General features: G+C 41.6%; 32 protein-coding genes. All 32 read right to left on the bottom strand.

The features are described 5' to 3' along the window. Nucleotides 1-34: 34 nt before the first annotated feature. The 32 genes from rpsK to ACIY19_RS01030 all read right to left on the bottom strand — a co-directional run bounded on the left by rpsK (nt 35) and on the right by ACIY19_RS01030 (nt 15,924). A complete protein-coding gene (rpsK, locus tag ACIY19_RS00875) occupies nt 35-418 on the bottom strand; it encodes a 30S ribosomal protein S11 (RefSeq protein ID WP_001118385.1) in 384 nt (127 codons plus the stop codon). A gap of 17 nt (nt 419-435) precedes the next feature. Next, nucleotides 436-801, bottom strand: coding sequence for a 30S ribosomal protein S13 (gene rpsM, locus ACIY19_RS00880; protein ID WP_000090781.1), 366 nt, complete (start codon nt 799-801; stop codon nt 436-438). Between the two features lie 17 nt (nt 802-818). Beyond that, entirely contained in the window at nt 819-935 is a 117-nt protein-coding gene (gene rpmJ / locus ACIY19_RS00885; RefSeq protein WP_001808836.1) for a 50S ribosomal protein L36, read from the bottom strand. Between the two features lie 24 nt (nt 936-959). Beyond that, complete coding sequence (gene infA, locus ACIY19_RS00890) at nt 960-1,178, bottom strand: translation initiation factor IF-1 (RefSeq protein ID WP_001029883.1); 219 nt, start codon at nt 1,176-1,178, stop codon at nt 960-962. Between the two features lie 116 nt (nt 1,179-1,294). Further along, entirely contained in the window at nt 1,295-1,933 is a 639-nt protein-coding gene (locus tag ACIY19_RS00895) for an adenylate kinase (protein WP_001050433.1), read from the bottom strand. 145 nt (nt 1,934-2,078) lie between these two features. Then, nucleotides 2,079-3,389, bottom strand: coding sequence for a preprotein translocase subunit SecY (gene secY / locus ACIY19_RS00900; RefSeq protein ID WP_139689728.1), 1,311 nt, complete (start codon nt 3,387-3,389; stop codon nt 2,079-2,081). 12 nt (nt 3,390-3,401) lie between these two features. After that, nucleotides 3,402-3,842, bottom strand: a complete 441-nt coding sequence (rplO, locus tag ACIY19_RS00905) for a 50S ribosomal protein L15 (protein ID WP_000766089.1) — start codon at nt 3,840-3,842, stop codon at nt 3,402-3,404. A gap of 144 nt (nt 3,843-3,986) precedes the next feature. Next, on the bottom strand, nt 3,987-4,169 hold the full coding sequence (gene rpmD / locus ACIY19_RS00910; protein ID WP_000057241.1) for a 50S ribosomal protein L30: 183 nt from the start codon (nt 4,167-4,169) through the stop codon (nt 3,987-3,989). Nucleotides 4,170-4,182: 13 nt separating this feature from the next. Next, complete coding sequence (rpsE, locus tag ACIY19_RS00915) at nt 4,183-4,677, bottom strand: 30S ribosomal protein S5 (RefSeq protein WP_000874204.1); 495 nt, start codon at nt 4,675-4,677, stop codon at nt 4,183-4,185. A 17-nt stretch (nt 4,678-4,694) separates the two neighbouring features. Next, nucleotides 4,695-5,051: a 50S ribosomal protein L18 gene (rplR, locus tag ACIY19_RS00920; protein WP_000624044.1), complete on the bottom strand. Its 357-nt coding sequence runs from the start codon at nt 5,049-5,051 to the stop codon at nt 4,695-4,697. Between the two features lie 83 nt (nt 5,052-5,134). Further along, a complete protein-coding gene (gene rplF / locus ACIY19_RS00925; protein ID WP_049519218.1) occupies nt 5,135-5,671 on the bottom strand; it encodes a 50S ribosomal protein L6 in 537 nt (178 codons plus the stop codon). Between the two features lie 192 nt (nt 5,672-5,863). Next, on the bottom strand, nt 5,864-6,262 hold the full coding sequence (gene rpsH / locus ACIY19_RS00930; protein WP_000245504.1) for a 30S ribosomal protein S8: 399 nt from the start codon (nt 6,260-6,262) through the stop codon (nt 5,864-5,866). A gap of 284 nt (nt 6,263-6,546) precedes the next feature. After that, nucleotides 6,547-6,732, bottom strand: a complete 186-nt coding sequence (locus ACIY19_RS00935) for a type Z 30S ribosomal protein S14 (RefSeq protein WP_001085697.1) — start codon at nt 6,730-6,732, stop codon at nt 6,547-6,549. A 17-nt stretch (nt 6,733-6,749) separates the two neighbouring features. Further along, complete coding sequence (gene rplE / locus ACIY19_RS00940) at nt 6,750-7,292, bottom strand: 50S ribosomal protein L5 (protein WP_000013542.1); 543 nt, start codon at nt 7,290-7,292, stop codon at nt 6,750-6,752. Nucleotides 7,293-7,315: 23 nt separating this feature from the next. Continuing rightward, complete coding sequence (rplX, locus tag ACIY19_RS00945; RefSeq protein ID WP_000497691.1) at nt 7,316-7,621, bottom strand: 50S ribosomal protein L24; 306 nt, start codon at nt 7,619-7,621, stop codon at nt 7,316-7,318. 77 nt (nt 7,622-7,698) lie between these two features. After that, nucleotides 7,699-8,067 (bottom strand): 50S ribosomal protein L14, encoded by a 369-nt coding sequence (gene rplN / locus ACIY19_RS00950; protein WP_000616545.1) that lies wholly within the window; start codon nt 8,065-8,067, stop codon nt 7,699-7,701. Nucleotides 8,068-8,092: 25 nt separating this feature from the next. After that, entirely contained in the window at nt 8,093-8,353 is a 261-nt protein-coding gene (gene rpsQ / locus ACIY19_RS00955; protein ID WP_000440801.1) for a 30S ribosomal protein S17, read from the bottom strand. A gap of 24 nt (nt 8,354-8,377) precedes the next feature. After that, on the bottom strand, nt 8,378-8,584 hold the full coding sequence (gene rpmC / locus ACIY19_RS00960) for a 50S ribosomal protein L29 (RefSeq protein WP_000772918.1): 207 nt from the start codon (nt 8,582-8,584) through the stop codon (nt 8,378-8,380). A 9-nt stretch (nt 8,585-8,593) separates the two neighbouring features. After that, a complete protein-coding gene (gene rplP, locus ACIY19_RS00965; protein ID WP_000960946.1) occupies nt 8,594-9,007 on the bottom strand; it encodes a 50S ribosomal protein L16 in 414 nt (137 codons plus the stop codon). A 3-nt stretch (nt 9,008-9,010) separates the two neighbouring features. Beyond that, nucleotides 9,011-9,664, bottom strand: coding sequence for a 30S ribosomal protein S3 (gene rpsC, locus ACIY19_RS00970; protein WP_000529936.1), 654 nt, complete (start codon nt 9,662-9,664; stop codon nt 9,011-9,013). A 12-nt stretch (nt 9,665-9,676) separates the two neighbouring features. Further along, a complete protein-coding gene (rplV, locus tag ACIY19_RS00975; protein WP_000818137.1) occupies nt 9,677-10,021 on the bottom strand; it encodes a 50S ribosomal protein L22 in 345 nt (114 codons plus the stop codon). Between the two features lie 11 nt (nt 10,022-10,032). After that, the gene (rpsS, locus tag ACIY19_RS00980; protein ID WP_000533766.1) at nt 10,033-10,314 is read right to left on the bottom strand and encodes a 30S ribosomal protein S19; all 282 of its coding nucleotides are present in this window, start codon (nt 10,312-10,314) and stop codon (nt 10,033-10,035) included. A 103-nt stretch (nt 10,315-10,417) separates the two neighbouring features. Continuing rightward, on the bottom strand, nt 10,418-11,251 hold the full coding sequence (gene rplB / locus ACIY19_RS00985) for a 50S ribosomal protein L2 (RefSeq protein WP_000512910.1): 834 nt from the start codon (nt 11,249-11,251) through the stop codon (nt 10,418-10,420). A 17-nt stretch (nt 11,252-11,268) separates the two neighbouring features. Further along, on the bottom strand, nt 11,269-11,565 hold the full coding sequence (locus ACIY19_RS00990; RefSeq protein ID WP_001055347.1) for a 50S ribosomal protein L23: 297 nt from the start codon (nt 11,563-11,565) through the stop codon (nt 11,269-11,271). Then, entirely contained in the window at nt 11,565-12,188 is a 624-nt protein-coding gene (gene rplD, locus ACIY19_RS00995; RefSeq protein ID WP_409002466.1) for a 50S ribosomal protein L4, read from the bottom strand. The genes ACIY19_RS00990 and rplD overlap by 1 nt, the downstream gene beginning before the upstream one ends. Before the next feature lie 24 nt (nt 12,189-12,212). Beyond that, nucleotides 12,213-12,839: a 50S ribosomal protein L3 gene (gene rplC, locus ACIY19_RS01000; protein ID WP_000160197.1), complete on the bottom strand. Its 627-nt coding sequence runs from the start codon at nt 12,837-12,839 to the stop codon at nt 12,213-12,215. An 82-nt stretch (nt 12,840-12,921) separates the two neighbouring features. Beyond that, nucleotides 12,922-13,230: a 30S ribosomal protein S10 gene (rpsJ, locus tag ACIY19_RS01005; protein WP_001284513.1), complete on the bottom strand. Its 309-nt coding sequence runs from the start codon at nt 13,228-13,230 to the stop codon at nt 12,922-12,924. Nucleotides 13,231-13,495: 265 nt separating this feature from the next. Continuing rightward, complete coding sequence (locus ACIY19_RS01010) at nt 13,496-14,107, bottom strand: uridine kinase (RefSeq protein ID WP_409002493.1); 612 nt, start codon at nt 14,105-14,107, stop codon at nt 13,496-13,498. A gap of 12 nt (nt 14,108-14,119) precedes the next feature. Continuing rightward, a complete protein-coding gene (gene nrdG / locus ACIY19_RS01015; RefSeq protein WP_409002467.1) occupies nt 14,120-14,716 on the bottom strand; it encodes an anaerobic ribonucleoside-triphosphate reductase activating protein in 597 nt (198 codons plus the stop codon). A gap of 4 nt (nt 14,717-14,720) precedes the next feature. Continuing rightward, on the bottom strand, nt 14,721-15,227 hold the full coding sequence (locus tag ACIY19_RS01020; RefSeq protein WP_000423437.1) for a GNAT family N-acetyltransferase: 507 nt from the start codon (nt 15,225-15,227) through the stop codon (nt 14,721-14,723). A gap of 9 nt (nt 15,228-15,236) precedes the next feature. Then, nucleotides 15,237-15,737, bottom strand: a complete 501-nt coding sequence (locus ACIY19_RS01025; RefSeq protein WP_409002468.1) for a GNAT family N-acetyltransferase — start codon at nt 15,735-15,737, stop codon at nt 15,237-15,239. Nucleotides 15,738-15,783: 46 nt separating this feature from the next. Continuing rightward, the gene (locus tag ACIY19_RS01030; RefSeq protein ID WP_000521629.1) at nt 15,784-15,924 is read right to left on the bottom strand and encodes a hypothetical protein; all 141 of its coding nucleotides are present in this window, start codon (nt 15,922-15,924) and stop codon (nt 15,784-15,786) included. Nucleotides 15,925-15,926 lie beyond the last annotated feature (2 nt).

Raw genomic sequence — 15,926 nt, forward strand, 5'->3', positions numbered from 1 at the left:
TCCCTCTTAAACGAAAAGCAGTGTAATGCGATGATTATACACGGCGACGTTTTGGAGGACGAGCACCATTGTGTGGCACTGGAGTCACATCACGAATTGCTGTTACTTCAAGACCAGCGGCAGCAAGCGCACGAATAGCTGACTCACGACCAGAACCTGGACCTTTTACAGTAACTTCAACTGATTTAAGACCGTGTTCTTGTGCAGATTTAGCAGCAGCTTCTGAAGCCATTTGAGCAGCGAATGGTGTAGATTTACGAGAACCTTTGAAACCAAGAGCACCAGCTGATGACCAAGCAATTGCATTACCATGCACATCAGTAATCATAACAATAGTGTTATTAAATGTAGCGTGAATATGAGCAATACCAGATTCGATATTCTTTTTCACACGACGTTTACGTGTTGGTTTAGCCAAGACTTTTACCTCCTATATTATTTTTTCTTACCAGCAATCGCAACAGCTTTACCTTTACGAGTGCGAGCGTTGTTTTTAGTGTTTTGTCCACGGACAGGAAGTCCACGACGGTGACGAATACCACGGTAAGAACCGATTTCCATCAAACGTTTGATGTTCAAGTTTACTTCACGACGAAGGTCACCTTCAACTTTGATTGCATCCACTTCACGACGGATAGCATCTTCTTGATCTGATGTAAGGTCACGTACACGAACATCTTCTGAGATTCCAGCAGCAGCCAAAATTTTCTTAGATGTTGCAAGTCCGATACCGTAAACATAAGTCAATGAGATTACTACGCGTTTGTCATTTGGAATGTCAACTCCAGCAATACGAGCCATGTTTTCTCCTTTCTATCTTATCCTTGACGTTGTTTGTGTTTTGGATTTGCTGGGCAAATTACCATAACACGACCATTACGACGAATTACTTTACAGTATTCGCAAATTGGTTTGACCGATGGTCTTACTTTCATTTCTTATCCCTCCAAGTTTTTCGATTATTTAAAGCGGTAAGTGATACGTCCACGTGTCAAGTCATATGGACTCATCTCGACAGTAACACGATCTCCCGCTAAAATACGAATATAGTTTTTACGAATTTTACCAGAAACTGTTGCTAAAATCTGATGTCCATTTTCAAGTTCAACCGTAAACATTGCGTTAGGCATTGTATCGACTACTTTGCCTTCAACTTCAATCACATCGTCTTTTGCCACGCAAAAGCACCTCCATAAATTTCGATTTGATGCCTCTGAAAACAGAGACAACAATTATAAGTCAGACTATCTCAGTATAACATTTGTAGCGATTTTTTGCAAGTGTGAAAAACGCTTTATTTCAAATTTGTCAATACTTTTTCGATGTCTTTGAACACATCATTGATATCTTGATTTCCTTCGATATCGTGGACTAATCCTTTGGCACGGTAGTGAGCAATGATTGGTTCTCCTTGAGCGATATTGACATCCAATCGACGCTTCACTGTCTCCGGTTTATCATCTTCACGTTGGTAATAATCTTCTTCTTTGTAGTCAACTGGTGGGTTGAAAACTTTGTGGAAGGTTTCACCTGTTTCGCGGTGGATGATACGGCCACTCAAACGTTCCAAGAGACAATCTGGATTCACTTCGATATTGATCACACCTTCCAGTTCGATACCGAGTTCCGCCAACGTTTTGTCCAAGGCATGAGCTTGTTCAATCGTACGTGGGTAACCATCCAACAAGAAACCTGTTTCCTTGATGTCGTCCTGTGAAAGGCGTTCTTTAACAATTCCATTTGTAACTTCATCTGGAACCAACTCACCTTTGTCAATATATGACTTCGCAAGTACACCCATTTCAGTTTGATTTGCCATAGCAGCACGGAACATATCTCCAGTTGAAATGTGTGCCACGTGGAATTGCTCCACAATTTTAGCTGCTTGTGTTCCCTTACCTGCTCCAGGTAAGCCCATAATCAAAAGATTCATGATAGGATCTCCTTATTTTGTATTTAAATAGAAGCAGAAATCTCTTTCAACCCCTATTTAAAAACAAAATAGAAGAGGGGAGACGAAAATCTCTCTGATAGATAGATCTTCATACTCCACTCTCTAAGCAAAAGTAATTTTGCTTTTATTCTGTTTTATCCATGAAACCAACATACTTACGTTTCAATAGGTAACCTTCTAACTGTTTGATTCCTTCGATACCAGTTGAGATAATGATCAAAAGACTAGTTCCCCCAAAAGCAACAGCTTCTGAAAGACCAAAGACATCTTTTGCCACAATCGGCAAGATTGAAATCACACCAAGGAAGATTGATCCGACAGTCGCAAGGCGACGAAGAAGTTTCGACATGAACTCTTCAGTACCCTTACCAGGACGGACCCCATGAATGTAGGCTCCACTCTTTTGCAAGTTTTCTGCTGCCTTCTCTGGATTGATCTGTACAAATGTATAGAAGAATGTAAAGAGAATGATTAGCAAGGCATACATAGCAACACCTGTTGGAGCTGTTGTCGATAACATTTCCTGTGCTGTACGCACCCAAGCCCAATCGTGACCTGTAGCACTCAAAAATTGAAGAATGGCTGCAGGTGCTGCTGTAATGGAACTTGCAAAGATAACTGGGATAACCCCCGCTGGGTTCACCTTCAATGGAAGGTATGAACTAGATGGGGCACCTTGAGCAACTTTTGTATATTGGATTGGAATTTTATACTCTGCCTGTTGAACATAGGTTGTAAAGTAAACAATCAACAAGACAGCGATAATCAAAATAACGACAAAGATAATGGATGAAGTCAAACGGCTACTTGGAATATTGACGAAGTAGTCAACATAGATTCCTTTAATCATTTCAGGGATTGAAGCGACAATACCTGCAAAGATGATCATAGAAACACCGTTTCCGTATCCTTTATCTGTAATTTGTTCCCCGAGCCAAGTTACAATCATACTACCTGCTGTGAGGATAATACCGATAGTAACAAAGACTTGTGGTGTTAAAGCTGTCGTTAATAATTTCGCTCCAGATAGAGTATTAAACCCTGCTGTGATCCCGATAGATTGAACAAATGCAAGTACAAGTGCAATATAACGAGTAGCTTGGTTTAGTTTTCTCCGTCCTACTTCCCCTTGTTTGCCCCATTCTACAAACTTCGGTAAAATATCCATTTGTAGCAATTGAACAACGATGGAAGCAGTGATATACGGACTTACACCGAGTGCGAAAACGGAGAAATTCTTCATGGCATTCCCTGAAACAAGACTAAGCATGTTCAAGAAAGATAAACCACTGAGAGCTTCTAAACTTTTCGCATTCACACCTGGAACAGTAATACTTGTCCCAATACGGAAAACAAGAATGATAAAAATTGTAAAGAGAATTTTTGATCGAACTTGTTTAACCTTGAGCGCTTCTTTTAGTAATTTAAAAAACATGGGTCACCTCTCTTAGATGACTTCTACAGAACCACCTTTAGCAGTGATAGCTTCCTCAGCTGATTTAGAGAATTTAGCTGCTTTCACAGTCAATTTCTTAGTCAACTCACCGTTACCAAGAATTTTAACTCCTGATTTTTCAGCTTTCACAATTCCTGCTTCGATAAGCACAACTGGAGTTACTTCTGCACCGTCTTCAAAGACGTTCAATTGGTCAAGGTTTACAATTGCGTATTCTTTAGCGTTGATGTTAGTGAATCCACGTTTTGGAAGACGACGGAACAATGGAGTTTGTCCACCTTCAAAACCAAGGCGAACTCCGCCACCGCTACGAGCTTTTTGACCTTTTTGACCGCGACCAGATGTTTTACCGTTACCTGATGAAGTACCACGACCAACACGGTTACGTACTTTACGAGAACCTTCTGCAGGTTTCAATTCATGAAGTTTCATTATTATTTTCTCCTCTTTTGTAAAATGCTAGCGCCGATAAGAGAGAAAAGGTTGTCTCCCTTATCAACTCGCCTATACATGGTCATCTTAGATGACTATACCTAGTTTTAGGGGATGAGTATTGCCACATCCCCTAAAAATTCATTAGTTTACTTCTTCAACAGTTACCAAGTGAGATACTGCAGTGATCATACCACGGATAGCAGCGTTGTCTTCTTTGATAACAGAGCTGTTCAATTTGCCAAGTCCAAGTGCTACAACAGTTTTACGTTGTGATGGAATGCGTCCGATTGGAGACTTAGTCAAAGTAATTTTAATTTGAGCCATTTTATCCCCTTTCTTATGCCAAATCAGAAACTGAGATACCACGAAGGGCAGCAACTTCTTCAGCGCGTTTCAATTGTTTCAAACCTTCAACAGTTGCGCGAACAATGTTGATTGGAGTGTTAGAGCCAAGTGATTTAGATGTAATATCTGCCACACCTGCCAATTCCACAACGGCACGAACTGCACCACCAGCGGCAACTCCAGAACCTTCTACAGCAGGTTTCAACAATACTTTAGCTCCACCGAATTCTGAAAGAACTTCGTGTGGGATTGTTGTTCCAACCATAGGAACCTCAATCAAGTTTTTCTTAGCATCTTCTACTGCTTTGCGGATTGCTTCTGGAACTTCTTGAGCTTTACCAGTACCAAATCCTACGCGACCGTTGTGGTCACCAACAACAACAAGAGCTGCGAAACGAAGACGACGTCCACCTTTAACAACTTTCGTAACACGGTTGACAGCAACTACGCGTTCTTCTAATTCAACTGCATTGTCTTTAAATGCCATTTTCTAGTGTCCTCCTATTAGAATTTCAATCCGTTTTCACGAGCTGCATCAGCCAAAGCTTTCACACGTCCGTGATATAGATATCCACCGCGGTCGAACACCACTTCTGAAATACCTTTAGCGTTTGCACGTTCTGCAACGAGTTTACCGACAGCAACGGCTTGTTCAGTTTTAGTTCCTTTTGAAACTTCTTTGTCAAGAGTTGAAGCACTTGCGAGCGTTACACCCGCTACGTCATCAATCACTTGAGCGTAGATGCCTGTATTAGAACGAAATACGTTCAAACGTGGGCGATCAGCAGTTCCAGAGAGTTTTCCGCGAACGCGACGGTGGCGTTTTTGGCGGAGTTTGTTTTTATCTGGTTTAGAAATCACAGTTTTCACCTCTTTAGTTTTAAATCGTGTGCTATGCACTAAGTTGGAAAATAGGTTGGTGGTTAAAAATCAACCACTCAACATTATTTACCTGTTTTACCTTCTTTACGGCGAACGAATTCACCAACGTATCGGATACCTTTACCTTTATATGGTTCTGGTGAACGAAGGCTACGTACGTAAGCAGCTGTTTGACCAACTACTTCTTTTGAAATTCCGCTAACAACGATTGTTGTTGGGTTTGGAAGTTCAAAAGTAATTCCTTCTGGAGCTTCAACTTCGTCTGGATGAGATTTACCAACAGCCAAAACAAGTTTAGATCCTTGAAGTTGTGCACGGTAACCAACCCCGCGCATTTCAAGTTCTTTCTTGAATCCTTCTGATACACCAACAACCATGTTGTTCAAAAGGGCACGAGTAGTTCCGTGGATTGTTTTCATTTCTTTTGAATCGTTTGGACGGTGAAGAGTTACTTCAGTACCTTCCACACGAATTTCAATATCTTTTGAGAACTCACGAGTAAGTTCTCCTTTAGGTCCTTTTACAGTTACAACGTTGCCATTGTTAGTGATTTCAACACCAGCAGGCAACACGATAACTTTATTACCAATACGTGACATGTTTTTATTCTCCTGTTAAATTGTCAGGCCAGAACGGCCAGTTTTCACGGGGTTAAAGATACTTATTGAGTTCAATAGCTAAATTGAACACGCTCTAAGAACTGTGCAAAATAGATAAGTTGGCTTGTTTGTAAACAAACTTCTCCAACTTCCTAATTTTGCTTTGTTCTTTACGAGCTTTGTATCTTGATTTTACCAAACGTAAGCGATAACCTCACCACCAACGTTCTTTTGGCGAGCTTCTTTATCAGTAAGCAAACCTTCAGAAGTTGAAAGGATAGCAATTCCAAGTCCGTTAAGAACTTTTGGAAGATCTTCACGTTTTTTGTAGACACGAAGTCCTGGTTTAGAAACACGTTTCAAGTTAGTGATAACTTTTTCACCGTTTGGTCCGTATTTAAGGAATACACGGATGATGCCTTGTTTGTCATCTTCGATGATTTCTACGTTCTTAACAAAACCTTCGCGTTTAAGGATTTCAGCAATCCCTTTTTTGATGTTTGATGCAGGTACTTCAAGTACTTCGTGTTTCGCTTGGTTAGCGTTACGAATACGAGTTAGGAAGTCTGCGATTGGGTCAGTCATAACCATTTTGTTTTTCTCCTCTTACTAGTAGTTTGCAAGTTGCACTTGCTAGTTAATACATGATACAAAGAGCGTAAAAGCAAGAGCAAAAATAGGCAATTTGATGCAGGAGCGATGCTCCAAAGAAAATTGGTCTTTTTTGCCAAAGCTGTAGCTCGTGTTCAAATTGGCAAGTCCAACTGAACCCGGGCTAAACTCTGTGTGAAAAAGATAAACTTTCCTAGAAATTTCAGTTTCTTCGTCAAGTTTCCTATTTTCACTTGGAGTTTTGATGCCCTTGATATCTTAAATTACCAAGATGCTTTTGTTACACCAGGAATTTGTCCTTTGTAAGCTAATTCACGGAAGCAAACACGGCAAAGTTTAAATTTGCGGTAAACTGAATGTGGACGACCACATTTTTCACAACGAGTATAAGCTTGAGTAGAGAACTTCGCTGGACGTTTGTTCTTAGCAATCATTGATTTTTTAGCCATTAGATTTACCTCCTATATTATTTTGCAAAAGGCATTCCAAGGCCTGTAAGCAATGCACGTGACTCTTCGTCAGTGTTAGCAGTTGTTACGATAACGATGTCAAGACCACGAGTTTTGTCAACGTCATCAAAGTTAATTTCTGGGAAGATCAATTGTTCTTTCACACCAAGAGTGTAGTTTCCGCGTCCATCAAATGATTTTGTTGGAACACCGTGGAAGTCACGCACACGTGGAAGTGAAACTGAAACCAATTTGTCCAAGAATTCGTACATACGTTCACCACGAAGGGTAACTTTTGCACCGATCGCTACACCTTCACGAAGACGGAAGCCGGCGATTGATTTTTTAGCTTTAGTGATAAGGGGTTTTTGACCTGAGATAAGCGCCAATTCTTCAGCAGCTTTTTCAAGGCTTTTAGCGTTTGATACAGCTTCACCAACACCCATGTTCAAAACGATCTTATCTACTTTAGGCACAGCCATCACTGATGAGTAGTTGAATTGTTCTGTCAAAGCAGGAACTACTTCATTAAGATATTTTTCTTTTAAACGATTTGCCATTATACTTCTCCTTTCCTTCGTGATTAATCAAGCACTTCGCCTGATTTTTTGTTGTAGCGAACTTTTTTACCGTCTACAAATTTGTAACCAACACGACCAGCTACACCGTTTTTATCCAAAACTTGAACGTTTGATACGTGGATAGCTGCTTCTTTCTCGATGATACCACCTTGAGGAAGTTCGTTAGTTGGACGTTGGTGTTTCTTAACGATGTTTACACCTTCAACGATAACTTTGTTTACTTTTGGAAGGGCAGTAAGGACAACAGCTTCTGTTCCCTTATCTTTACCAGCGATTACGCGAACTTTGTCGCCTTTTTTTACAAACATTAGGTTTCTCCTTGATTTTTCTTACGCCCATAAGGGCACCCTAGCATTAAGCTAGGGGACTAGTTTGTTTTTAAAAATTAAAGTACTTCTGGAGCAAGTGACACGATCTTCATGAAGCCACCTTCACGCAATTCGCGTGCAACTGGACCAAAGATACGTGTTCCGCGAGGAGTTTTGTCTTCACGGATGATAACTGCTGCGTTTTCATCAAATTTGATGTATGAACCATCAGCACGACGAGCACCTGATTTAGTACGAACGATAACAGCTTTTACAACGTCACCTTTTTTAACCGCACCACCAGGAGTAGCTTGTTTTACAGATGCCACGATAACATCACCGATGTTTGCAAATTTACGTCCTGAACCACCAAGAACTTTGATAGTCAAGATTTCGCGCGCACCGCTGTTGTCTGCGACTTTCAAACGAGTTTCTGTTTGAATCATTTCAGTTTTCTCCTTTCAGGTTTGATTAGATGATGACCGCTTCTTCAACAACTTCTACAAGACGGAAACGTTTTGTAGCTGAAAGCGGACGAGTTTCCATGATACGTACGATATCGCCTTCTTTGGCAACATTGTTTTCATCATGTGCTTTGTATTTCTTAGAGTAGTTAATACGTTTACCATAGACTGGGTGGTTACGTTTTGTTTCAACTACAACTGTGATTGTCTTGTCCATTTTGTCAGATACAACACGTCCAACAAGAACTTTACGATTATTGCGTTCCATTGAAATTTCTCCTTCCCTAGTCTATTATTTCGCTTCAGATTGAACTGTTTTGATACGAGCAATTTGTTTTTTAACTTCTTTCAAGCGAGCTGTTTGTTCCAATTGACCAGTAGCAGCTTGGAAACGAAGTTCAAACAATTCTTTTTTCAATTCGTTTTCGCGCTTCGCGAGTTCTTCTTGAGAAAGACCACGAAGTTCTTTAACAAATTCTTTTACTTCATTAAGTTTCATGCCTTCTCCTTATTCTGCTTCACGTTTTACGAATTTACATTTAACTGGCAATTTGTGGCTTGCAAGACGAAGCGCTTCGCGAGCGATCTCTTCAGATACACCAGCGATTTCGAACATCACTTTACCACGTTTAACTGGTGCTACCCAACCTTCAGGTGCCCCTTTACCAGATCCCATACGCACACCGATAGCTTTAGCAGTGTATGATTTGTGTGGGAAGATTTTAATCCAAACTTTACCACCACGTTTCATGTAACGAGTCATGGCGATACGAGCAGCTTCGATTTGGCGGTTAGTGATCCAGTGGCTAGTTGTAGCTTGAAGACCGTATTCACCGAATGCTACTTCTTTTCCACCTTTTGCTTCACCGCGCATTTTTCCACGGAATTCACGACGGTGTTTAACACGTTTAGGTACTAACATTGGTTATTTACCTCCTTTAGTGTTTTTACGAGCTGGAAGAACTTCACCACGGTAGATCCATACTTTAACACCAAGTTTACCGTATGTAGTATCTGCTTCTTCCCAAGCGTAATCGATATCTGCACGAAGTGTGTGAAGTGGAACAGTTCCTTCAGAGTATCCTTCAGCACGGGCGATATCCGCACCGTTCAAACGACCTGATACTTGAGTTTTGATTCCTTTAGCTCCAGCACGCATTGCACGTTGGATTGCTTGTTTTTGTGCACGACGGAAAGCGACACGTTGCTCCAATTGACGAGCAATTCCTTCACCTACAAGGTGAGCATCCAAATCAGGTTGTTTGATTTCGATGATGTTGATGTGTACTTGTTTTCCAGTCAATTTGTTAAGTTTTGCACGGAGTGCATCAACGTTAGCACCACCTTTACCGATAACCATACCTGGTTTAGCAGTGTGAAGTGAAACGTTAACTTTGTTTACTGCGCGTTCAATTTCGATAGTTGAAACTGCTGCGTCAGCAAGTTCTTTTTGAACGAATTTACGGATTGCAAGATCTTCATGAAGGTAATCCGCGTATTCTTTTTCAGCATACCATTTGGCATCCCAATCACGGATGATGCCGACACGCATACCAATTGGATGTACTTTTTGACCCACGATGTTACCTCCTTATTTTTCTGCAACAGCTACAGTGATGTGAGCTGTACGTTTGTTGATTGGTGAAGCTGAACCTTTCGCACGTGGACGGAAACGTTTCATAGTTGGTCCTTCGTTTGCGAATGCTTCAGATACTACCAAGTTAGCTTTGTCCAAACCAAAGTTGTTTTCAGCGTTAGCTACAGCTGAGTTCAAAACTTTCAAGATGATTTCAGCAGCTTTGTTTGGTGTGAATGTCAAGATTGCAATAGCATCGGCTACGCTTTTACCACGGATGTTGTCAAGAACAAGACGTGATTTACGAGGTGAAACACGTACTGTACGAGCCATTGCTTTAGCTGAAGTAATTTCTGCCATTTATGTTCTCCTTATTTTCTACGTGTTTTCTTGTCGTCTGCAGCGTGACCTTTGTAAGTACGAGTTGGTGCAAATTCACCAAGTTTGTGACCTACCATGTCTTCTTGGATGTAAACAGGTACGTGTTTACGTCCGTCATAAACTGCAATAGTGTAACCAATGAAACTTGGGAAGATCGTTGAACGACGTGACCAAGTTTTGATAACTTTTTTCTTTTCGTCGTTAGCTTGAGCTTCAACTTTTTTCATCAAATGCTCATCGACGAAAGGTCCTTTTTTAAGACTGCGTCCCATTTTTATTTTTTCTCCTTTAAATGTTGTACCACAGCGGCTTGCGCTCACATGGAGCGCTACCGAGCTGGCGGATTTCCTAGTTGCTTAGGCGACTAGTTTACTATTATTTCTCGTTGCGACGACGAACGATAAGTTTGTCAGATTTCGCTTTCTTGTTACGAGTTTTAAGACCAAGAGCAGGTTTGCCCCATGGAGTAGATGGCGCTTTACGACCAACTGGTGCTTTACCTTCACCACCACCGTGTGGGTGATCGTTAGGGTTCATTACAGAACCACGAACTGTTGGGCGGATACCTTTCCAACGGCTACGTCCTGCTTTACCAAGGTTTACAAGTCCATGTTGTTCGTTTCCGACAACACCAACTGTAGCACGACAAGTTCCAAGAATCATACGAACTTCGCCAGATTGAAGACGAACAAGAACGTATTTACCTTCTTGACCCAATACTTGGGCAGAAGCACCAGCAGCACGTACCAATTCTCCACCACGACCTGGTTTCAATTCGATGTTGTGGATCAAAGTACCAACTGGGATGTTAGCAAGCGGAAGAGCGTTTCCGACTTTGATATCTGCTTCAGGACCTGAAACGATACGTTGACCAACTTCAAGACCTTTTGGAGCGATGATGTATGCTTTCACACCGTCAGTGTAGTGTACAAGAGCGATGTTTGCAGAACGGTTTGGATCGTACTCGATAGTTTTAACAACTGCTTCAACGTTGTCTTTGTTACGTTTGAAGTCAACCAAACGGTAGAAACGTTTGTGTCCACCACCTTGGTGACGAACAGTGATACGACCGTTGTTGTTACGACCAGCCTTGCTCTTCAAAGCAACAAGCAATGATTTTTCAGGAGTGCTTGTTGTGATTTCAGCGAAATCCAAAGAAGTCATATTACGGCGACCGTTTGTTGTTGGTTTATAAACACGAATTCCCACGATATTTCCTCCTTAGATTATTCAGCTTCAGCAGCAAACAACTCGATTGCTTTTGAATCAGCTGTAAGTGTGATGATAGCTTTTTTAGTTTTGTTAGTAAAACCAGTGTAACGTCCAACACGTTTTGCTTTTGGTTTTACGTTGATTGTGTTAACATTGGCAACTTTAACACCTTCGAAAGCAGCTTCAACAGCTTGCTTAATCAAAAGTTTGTGTGCACGAGTGTCAACTTCAAATACATATTTTCCTGCTTCAAGTTGAGCCATTGAGCTTTCAGTGATGACAGGTTTTTTGATAACATCATACAAATTCATTATGCAAGAACCTCCTCGATTTTAGAGATAGCTGCTTGTGTGACAAGAAGTTTGTCGCTATTTGCGATGTCAAGAACACTTGCAGTTGTAGCAGTTGCAACTTTCACGTTTGGAAGGTTACGAGCTGAAAGAGCTGCGAATTCATTTCCTTCTTCAAGGATAACAAGAACTTTTGAATCGATGCTCAATGCTGCAAGAACTTTTGCAAATTCAGCAGTTTTTGGAGCTGTAAATGAAAGAGCGTCTACAGCTACGAATTTGTTTTCAGCAACTTTTTCAGAGTAAAATGATTTAAGAGCTAGGCGACGAACTTTTTGTGGAAGTTTGTAGCCGTATGAACGTGGAGTTGGTCCGAAGACAACACCACCACCACGCCATTGTGGTGAGCGGATAGAACCTTGACGAGCACGTCCAGTTCCTTTTTGACGCCATGGTTTGCGTCCACCACCTGATACTGCAGAGCGGTTTTTAACAGCGTGTGTTCCTTGACGAAGGCTTGCGCGTTGGCTGATGATCACATCAAACACAACTGATTCATTTGGTTCGATACCAAATACTGCATCGTTAAGAACAACTTGGCCAGCTTCTTTACCAGTTTGGTCAAATAATGTTACGTTTGCCATTGTGACTGATTTCCCCTTTCTTTATTATTTACCAGCTTTAACTGCTGATTTGATAGTGATAAGAGATTTCTTAGCACCTGGTACGTTACCTTTGATAAGGATAACGTTCTTTTCTGGAACAACTTGTACAACTTCAAGGTTTTGAATTGTTACGCGGTCGCCACCCATACGTCCTGCAAGGTTTTTACCTTTGAATACGCGGTTAGGCGCAACAGGTCCCATAGAACCTGGACGACGGTGGTAACGAGAACCGTGAGCCATTGGTCCACGTGATTGTCCGTGGCGTTTGATAACACCTTGGAAACCTTTACCTTTAGAAGTACCAGTTACGTCAACAACGTCTCCAGCTGCGAATGTTTCAACTGTGATTTCAGCACCAACTTCCAAGCCTTCAACGTTTTTGAATTCACGAATGAAGCGCTTAGGAGCCGTGTTAGCTTTCGCTACATGTCCTTTAGCAGGTTTGTTGCTCAATACTTCGCGTTTGTCATCGAAACCAACTTGGATAGCGTTGTATCCGTCTGTTTCAACAGTTTTAACTTGAAGAACAACGTTTGGAGTTGCTTCAATAACTGTTACAGGGATCAATTCGCCAGCTTCAGTGAAGATTTGAGTCATTCCCACTTTTTTCCCTAAGATTCCTTTTGTCATGAGAAAATAGTTCCTTTTCTATATTTTTTATTCAAAAAGTTTTTAACGAGCGTTTTTTATGCTCAAGGTATCAAGCTTTAGATTAAAGTTTGATTTCTACGTTTACACCACTTGGAAGATCCAATTTCATCAACGCATCAACTGTTTTTTGAGTTGGGTTAACGATATCGATCAAACGTTTGTGTGTACGCATTTCAAATTGTTCGCGAGAGTCTTTGTATTTGTGAGTCGCACGAATGATTGTGTAGAGGCTACGTTCAGTTGGAAGTGGGATTGGACCCGCAACTTGTGCACCTGTACGAGTAGCTGATTCTACGATTTTTGCAGCCGCTGTGTCAAGCGTACGGTGTTCGTATGCTTTCAAACGGATACGGATTTTTTTGTTTGCCATCTTTTTCTCCTTTTCGTCTATTTAAGATAATAGGCTAGCTCCACAAGAAAACCGACGCGCGTTGCGTGGCAATGCAACCGAGCGTGTCGCAACCTCTTGCATCAAAGCTAAGGCTGTAATTTACAGCACCATAATAGAATAACACAAAGCCCCTGCGATTGCAAGGGATTTGTGAGCTTTTTTTCGTTTTTTTAGGATGAAACTGTTTTCTCTTTTCATCTTTCCAAGATTACGGATTTATATCTATAAAAAACTACCTTTTCTTCTATATAATGTGTGTCATTTTGACCTTGAATGTATCTTCTGATTGATCTACTAAAATGTCCGCTTTAGACTCGGTTTCTCTATAGTATCGCAGATACTGCTCCCGTCTCATCTGATGGCTAGCTAATACAAAAGATGCATCGCGATTTCTCATAGTCGTATCTCGAGCTAAGCGCCTCTTTAATTCGGTCTCCTCATCCGTGTAGAAACAGATGGTTTTGTCAAAGAGTTTCTCGGGTAGAAAGCCCACAGACATCCCTTCAACAATCAGAATTGGCTTTGCTCCAGACAAGATTTCACTAGCCTTCCACGGTTCATCGATTGTCAGGACATCCATACCTGCCTGCAAGGCGAGAATATCTCTCTGTAAACTTGCCAGTTCATGCGACACTGGCAGACAAGCTGTCACCTTTTGATCTGGTGCTTGCTTTGGTACTACCAGGTGACGTTCCGAGGTGATATAGGGATCTGTTTCTAGCAAATTTACTGTAGTAGAATCTAGGGTTTGATATAATTCCTGTGCAAAGGTTGACTTACCTGAAGCCCCATGACCGTAGATTCCTAGTGTCCTAACTTTTCCCGTTTCGATCTCTGAAACCAGTTGTTCTATCAGGTCTTTTTTTCTTCATTCTCTCTTCACCTGTTCATAGCTTTCTTTTCCGTCATTAAGCTTGTCCCAAATCACCGCTTGCCCACTTTTGAGAGATTTTTGCACATCGATAATCCGTTGATTGGACGAACCTCGAAACTGGAGCATGAGATTGCGTTTGCTTTTATCATACCGTCCATCGACAAGGATGTCAATCAATGATAAGAGTTCCAGTTTATCTGGAGTCTCCAGCATCATTTCTTCCCAAGTATAACCCGTCCAGGACCAGATGTCTTTTTCTGGTAATTCCTTTCGAATGCGCTTAACGAGAGGCAAGAGAATGCCCGTATTAAGAAAGGGTTCTCCTCCTAGCAGGGTCAATCCTTGAACATAGGGTTGGGCAAGGTCTTCCATGATTTGTTCTTCTAATTCTGCCGTATAGGGAATGCCTGTGTTGAAAGACCAAGTCGCAACATTATAGCATCCCTCGCAGTGAAACATGCAACCTGATACATAGAGAGAGTTTCGCACACCTTCTCCATCGACAAAATTAAAAGCCTTGTAATCAATGATTCGCCCTTTACTAAGCTCCTCACTTTTCCATTCACCTGGTTTTGGTGTATTCCATGTCATCCTTTTACTCCAAATCTATCCAATAGCGCTGACTTCTATCGATTGTATTTTCGTAAACACCGCCAGCGGAGAGAATCGTGCGGCGGCTGGCTTCGTTGTCTTCATCGCAGGTAATCAGCACTCGTTCCAATCCTTGCTTTCGAGCCTCTGCTAGTCCTAATCTCAACTGCTCCTTCCCATATCCTTTGCCTCGTTGACTGGGACGGATAGAATAGCCAATATGACCGCCTTCCACAAATAATTTGTCATTCAAGGACAAGCGCAGGGCTAAAAATCCCAAAGGCAAGCCAGTCTCATCAAATGATAAAAATTTGATTGCAGGAACCCAGCCTACTGGCAGGTTGGCAGCATCCTCTTGCTGCTCTACAATCTTTAAACAATCCTCGTAATCCTTTGCTCGCTTCCAAGCGGAGCCCATGCCACCGTGCATATAGGATTTTGCTGCATCGAACTCCGCAATCATCTCTAATATAGCTTCTTTATCTTCCAAAGTTGGTCGTCTTAGCTCCATGCTTCCTCCTTAATCGACATCAATCCAGTAACGTTCTACGCCATTGCGAACATCCTCAAAGAGTCCGCCATTTGCCACAATCACCGCCCTACTAGCAGGATTTTCCGTACTACAGGTCACAAGTGCTTTTTTGATGTTCTTTTCCTTGCCAAATTGCAGACCTTGTCGGAGGGATTCTTTGGCATAACCCTTACCTCTTTCAGATGGACGAATGGAGTAGCCAATATGGCCCCCATTTTCTAGTAAGTAGTCATTTAATCGGAGACGAAGGTTGAGAAAGCCAAGAGCCTGGCCTGCTACGTCAAAACTAACCAGCTGGATAGCAGGAACCCAGTTTTCAGGAATATTGAGTCCCGCTTCCGCTTGAAGATTTTCTTTTAGCCACTCTTCATAAACAAAATTGTTGGCGTTCCAAAACCCACCATCGTGGGCTGATTGAGTCTGTTCAAACTCTGCCATCATCTCTAAAACTGTTTCTTTATCTGCCAATGTTGGTCTGCGTAGTATCATTTTTACCTCCAATAATTAAGAGAAAAGTGAGAGGCAACTCTCACTTTTATTTTTTCTTGTTCTTGTTTAAAAACTGTTCTCTGAGGTTGAGCAAGCGTTCTTTTTTTCCTACTCCACCTTTCGAATGTTTTTCATGATAACGGGTTACTTGAGCACGTCCCTTATCGTCTAATTGGTATTTCCCCATTG

The sequence above is a fragment of the Streptococcus sp. ST14 genome (genome assembly GCF_046098195.1).
Classification (GTDB): domain Bacteria; phylum Bacillota; class Bacilli; order Lactobacillales; family Streptococcaceae; genus Streptococcus.

Excerpts from the sequence above, each read along its gene's own strand:
- secY (WP_139689728.1), bottom strand. The coding sequence starts at position 3,389 with ATGTTTTTTAAATTACTAAAAGAAGCGCTCAAGGTTAAACAAGTTCGA.
- rpmD (WP_000057241.1), bottom strand. The coding sequence starts at position 4,169 with ATGGCTCAAATTAAAATTACTTTGACTAAGTCTCCAATCGGACGCATT.
- rpmC (WP_000772918.1), bottom strand. The coding sequence starts at position 8,584 with ATGAAACTTAATGAAGTAAAAGAATTTGTTAAAGAACTTCGTGGTCTT.
- ACIY19_RS00990 (WP_001055347.1), bottom strand. The coding sequence starts at position 11,565 with ATGAATTTGTATGATGTTATCAAAAAACCTGTCATCACTGAAAGCTCA.
- rpsM (WP_000090781.1), bottom strand. The coding sequence starts at position 801 with ATGGCTCGTATTGCTGGAGTTGACATTCCAAATGACAAACGCGTAGTA.
- rpsQ (WP_000440801.1), bottom strand. The coding sequence starts at position 8,353 with ATGGAACGCAATAATCGTAAAGTTCTTGTTGGACGTGTTGTATCTGAC.
- rplP (WP_000960946.1), bottom strand. The coding sequence starts at position 9,007 with ATGTTAGTACCTAAACGTGTTAAACACCGTCGTGAATTCCGTGGAAAA.
- rpsS (WP_000533766.1), bottom strand. The coding sequence starts at position 10,314 with ATGGGACGCAGTCTTAAAAAAGGACCTTTCGTCGATGAGCATTTGATG.
- rplX (WP_000497691.1), bottom strand. The coding sequence starts at position 7,621 with ATGTTTGTAAAAAAAGGCGACAAAGTTCGCGTAATCGCTGGTAAAGAT.
- rplD (WP_409002466.1), bottom strand. The coding sequence starts at position 12,188 with ATGGCAAACGTAACATTATTTGACCAAACTGGTAAAGAAGCTGGCCAA.
- rplC (WP_000160197.1), bottom strand. The coding sequence starts at position 12,839 with ATGACAAAAGGAATCTTAGGGAAAAAAGTGGGAATGACTCAAATCTTC.
- ACIY19_RS00935 (WP_001085697.1), bottom strand. The coding sequence starts at position 6,732 with ATGGCTAAAAAATCAATGATTGCTAAGAACAAACGTCCAGCGAAGTTC.
- ACIY19_RS01020 (WP_000423437.1), bottom strand. The coding sequence starts at position 15,227 with ATGGAGCTAAGACGACCAACTTTGGAAGATAAAGAAGCTATATTAGAG.
- rpsE (WP_000874204.1), bottom strand. The coding sequence starts at position 4,677 with ATGGCATTTAAAGACAATGCAGTTGAATTAGAAGAACGCGTAGTTGCT.
- rplF (WP_049519218.1), bottom strand. The coding sequence starts at position 5,671 with ATGTCACGTATTGGTAATAAAGTTATCGTGTTGCCTGCTGGTGTTGAA.
- rplN (WP_000616545.1), bottom strand. The coding sequence starts at position 8,067 with ATGATTCAAACAGAAACTCGTTTGAAAGTCGCAGACAACAGCGGTGCG.
- rpsH (WP_000245504.1), bottom strand. The coding sequence starts at position 6,262 with ATGGTTATGACTGACCCAATCGCAGACTTCCTAACTCGTATTCGTAAC.
- rplV (WP_000818137.1), bottom strand. The coding sequence starts at position 10,021 with ATGGCAGAAATTACTTCAGCTAAAGCAATGGCTCGTACAGTACGTGTT.
- rplE (WP_000013542.1), bottom strand. The coding sequence starts at position 7,292 with ATGGCAAATCGTTTAAAAGAAAAATATCTTAATGAAGTAGTTCCTGCT.
- ACIY19_RS01025 (WP_409002468.1), bottom strand. The coding sequence starts at position 15,737 with ATGATACTACGCAGACCAACATTGGCAGATAAAGAAACAGTTTTAGAG.
- rpsJ (WP_001284513.1), bottom strand. The coding sequence starts at position 13,230 with ATGGCAAACAAAAAAATCCGTATCCGTTTGAAAGCATACGAACACCGT.
- nrdG (WP_409002467.1), bottom strand. The coding sequence starts at position 14,716 with ATGACATGGAATACACCAAAACCAGGTGAATGGAAAAGTGAGGAGCTT.
- rpmJ (WP_001808836.1), bottom strand. The coding sequence starts at position 935 with ATGAAAGTAAGACCATCGGTCAAACCAATTTGCGAATACTGTAAAGTA.
- ACIY19_RS00895 (WP_001050433.1), bottom strand. The coding sequence starts at position 1,933 with ATGAATCTTTTGATTATGGGCTTACCTGGAGCAGGTAAGGGAACACAA.
- rplO (WP_000766089.1), bottom strand. The coding sequence starts at position 3,842 with ATGAAACTTCATGAATTGAAACCTGCAGAAGGTTCTCGTAAAGTACGT.
- ACIY19_RS01030 (WP_000521629.1), bottom strand. The coding sequence starts at position 15,924 with ATGGGGAAATACCAATTAGACGATAAGGGACGTGCTCAAGTAACCCGT.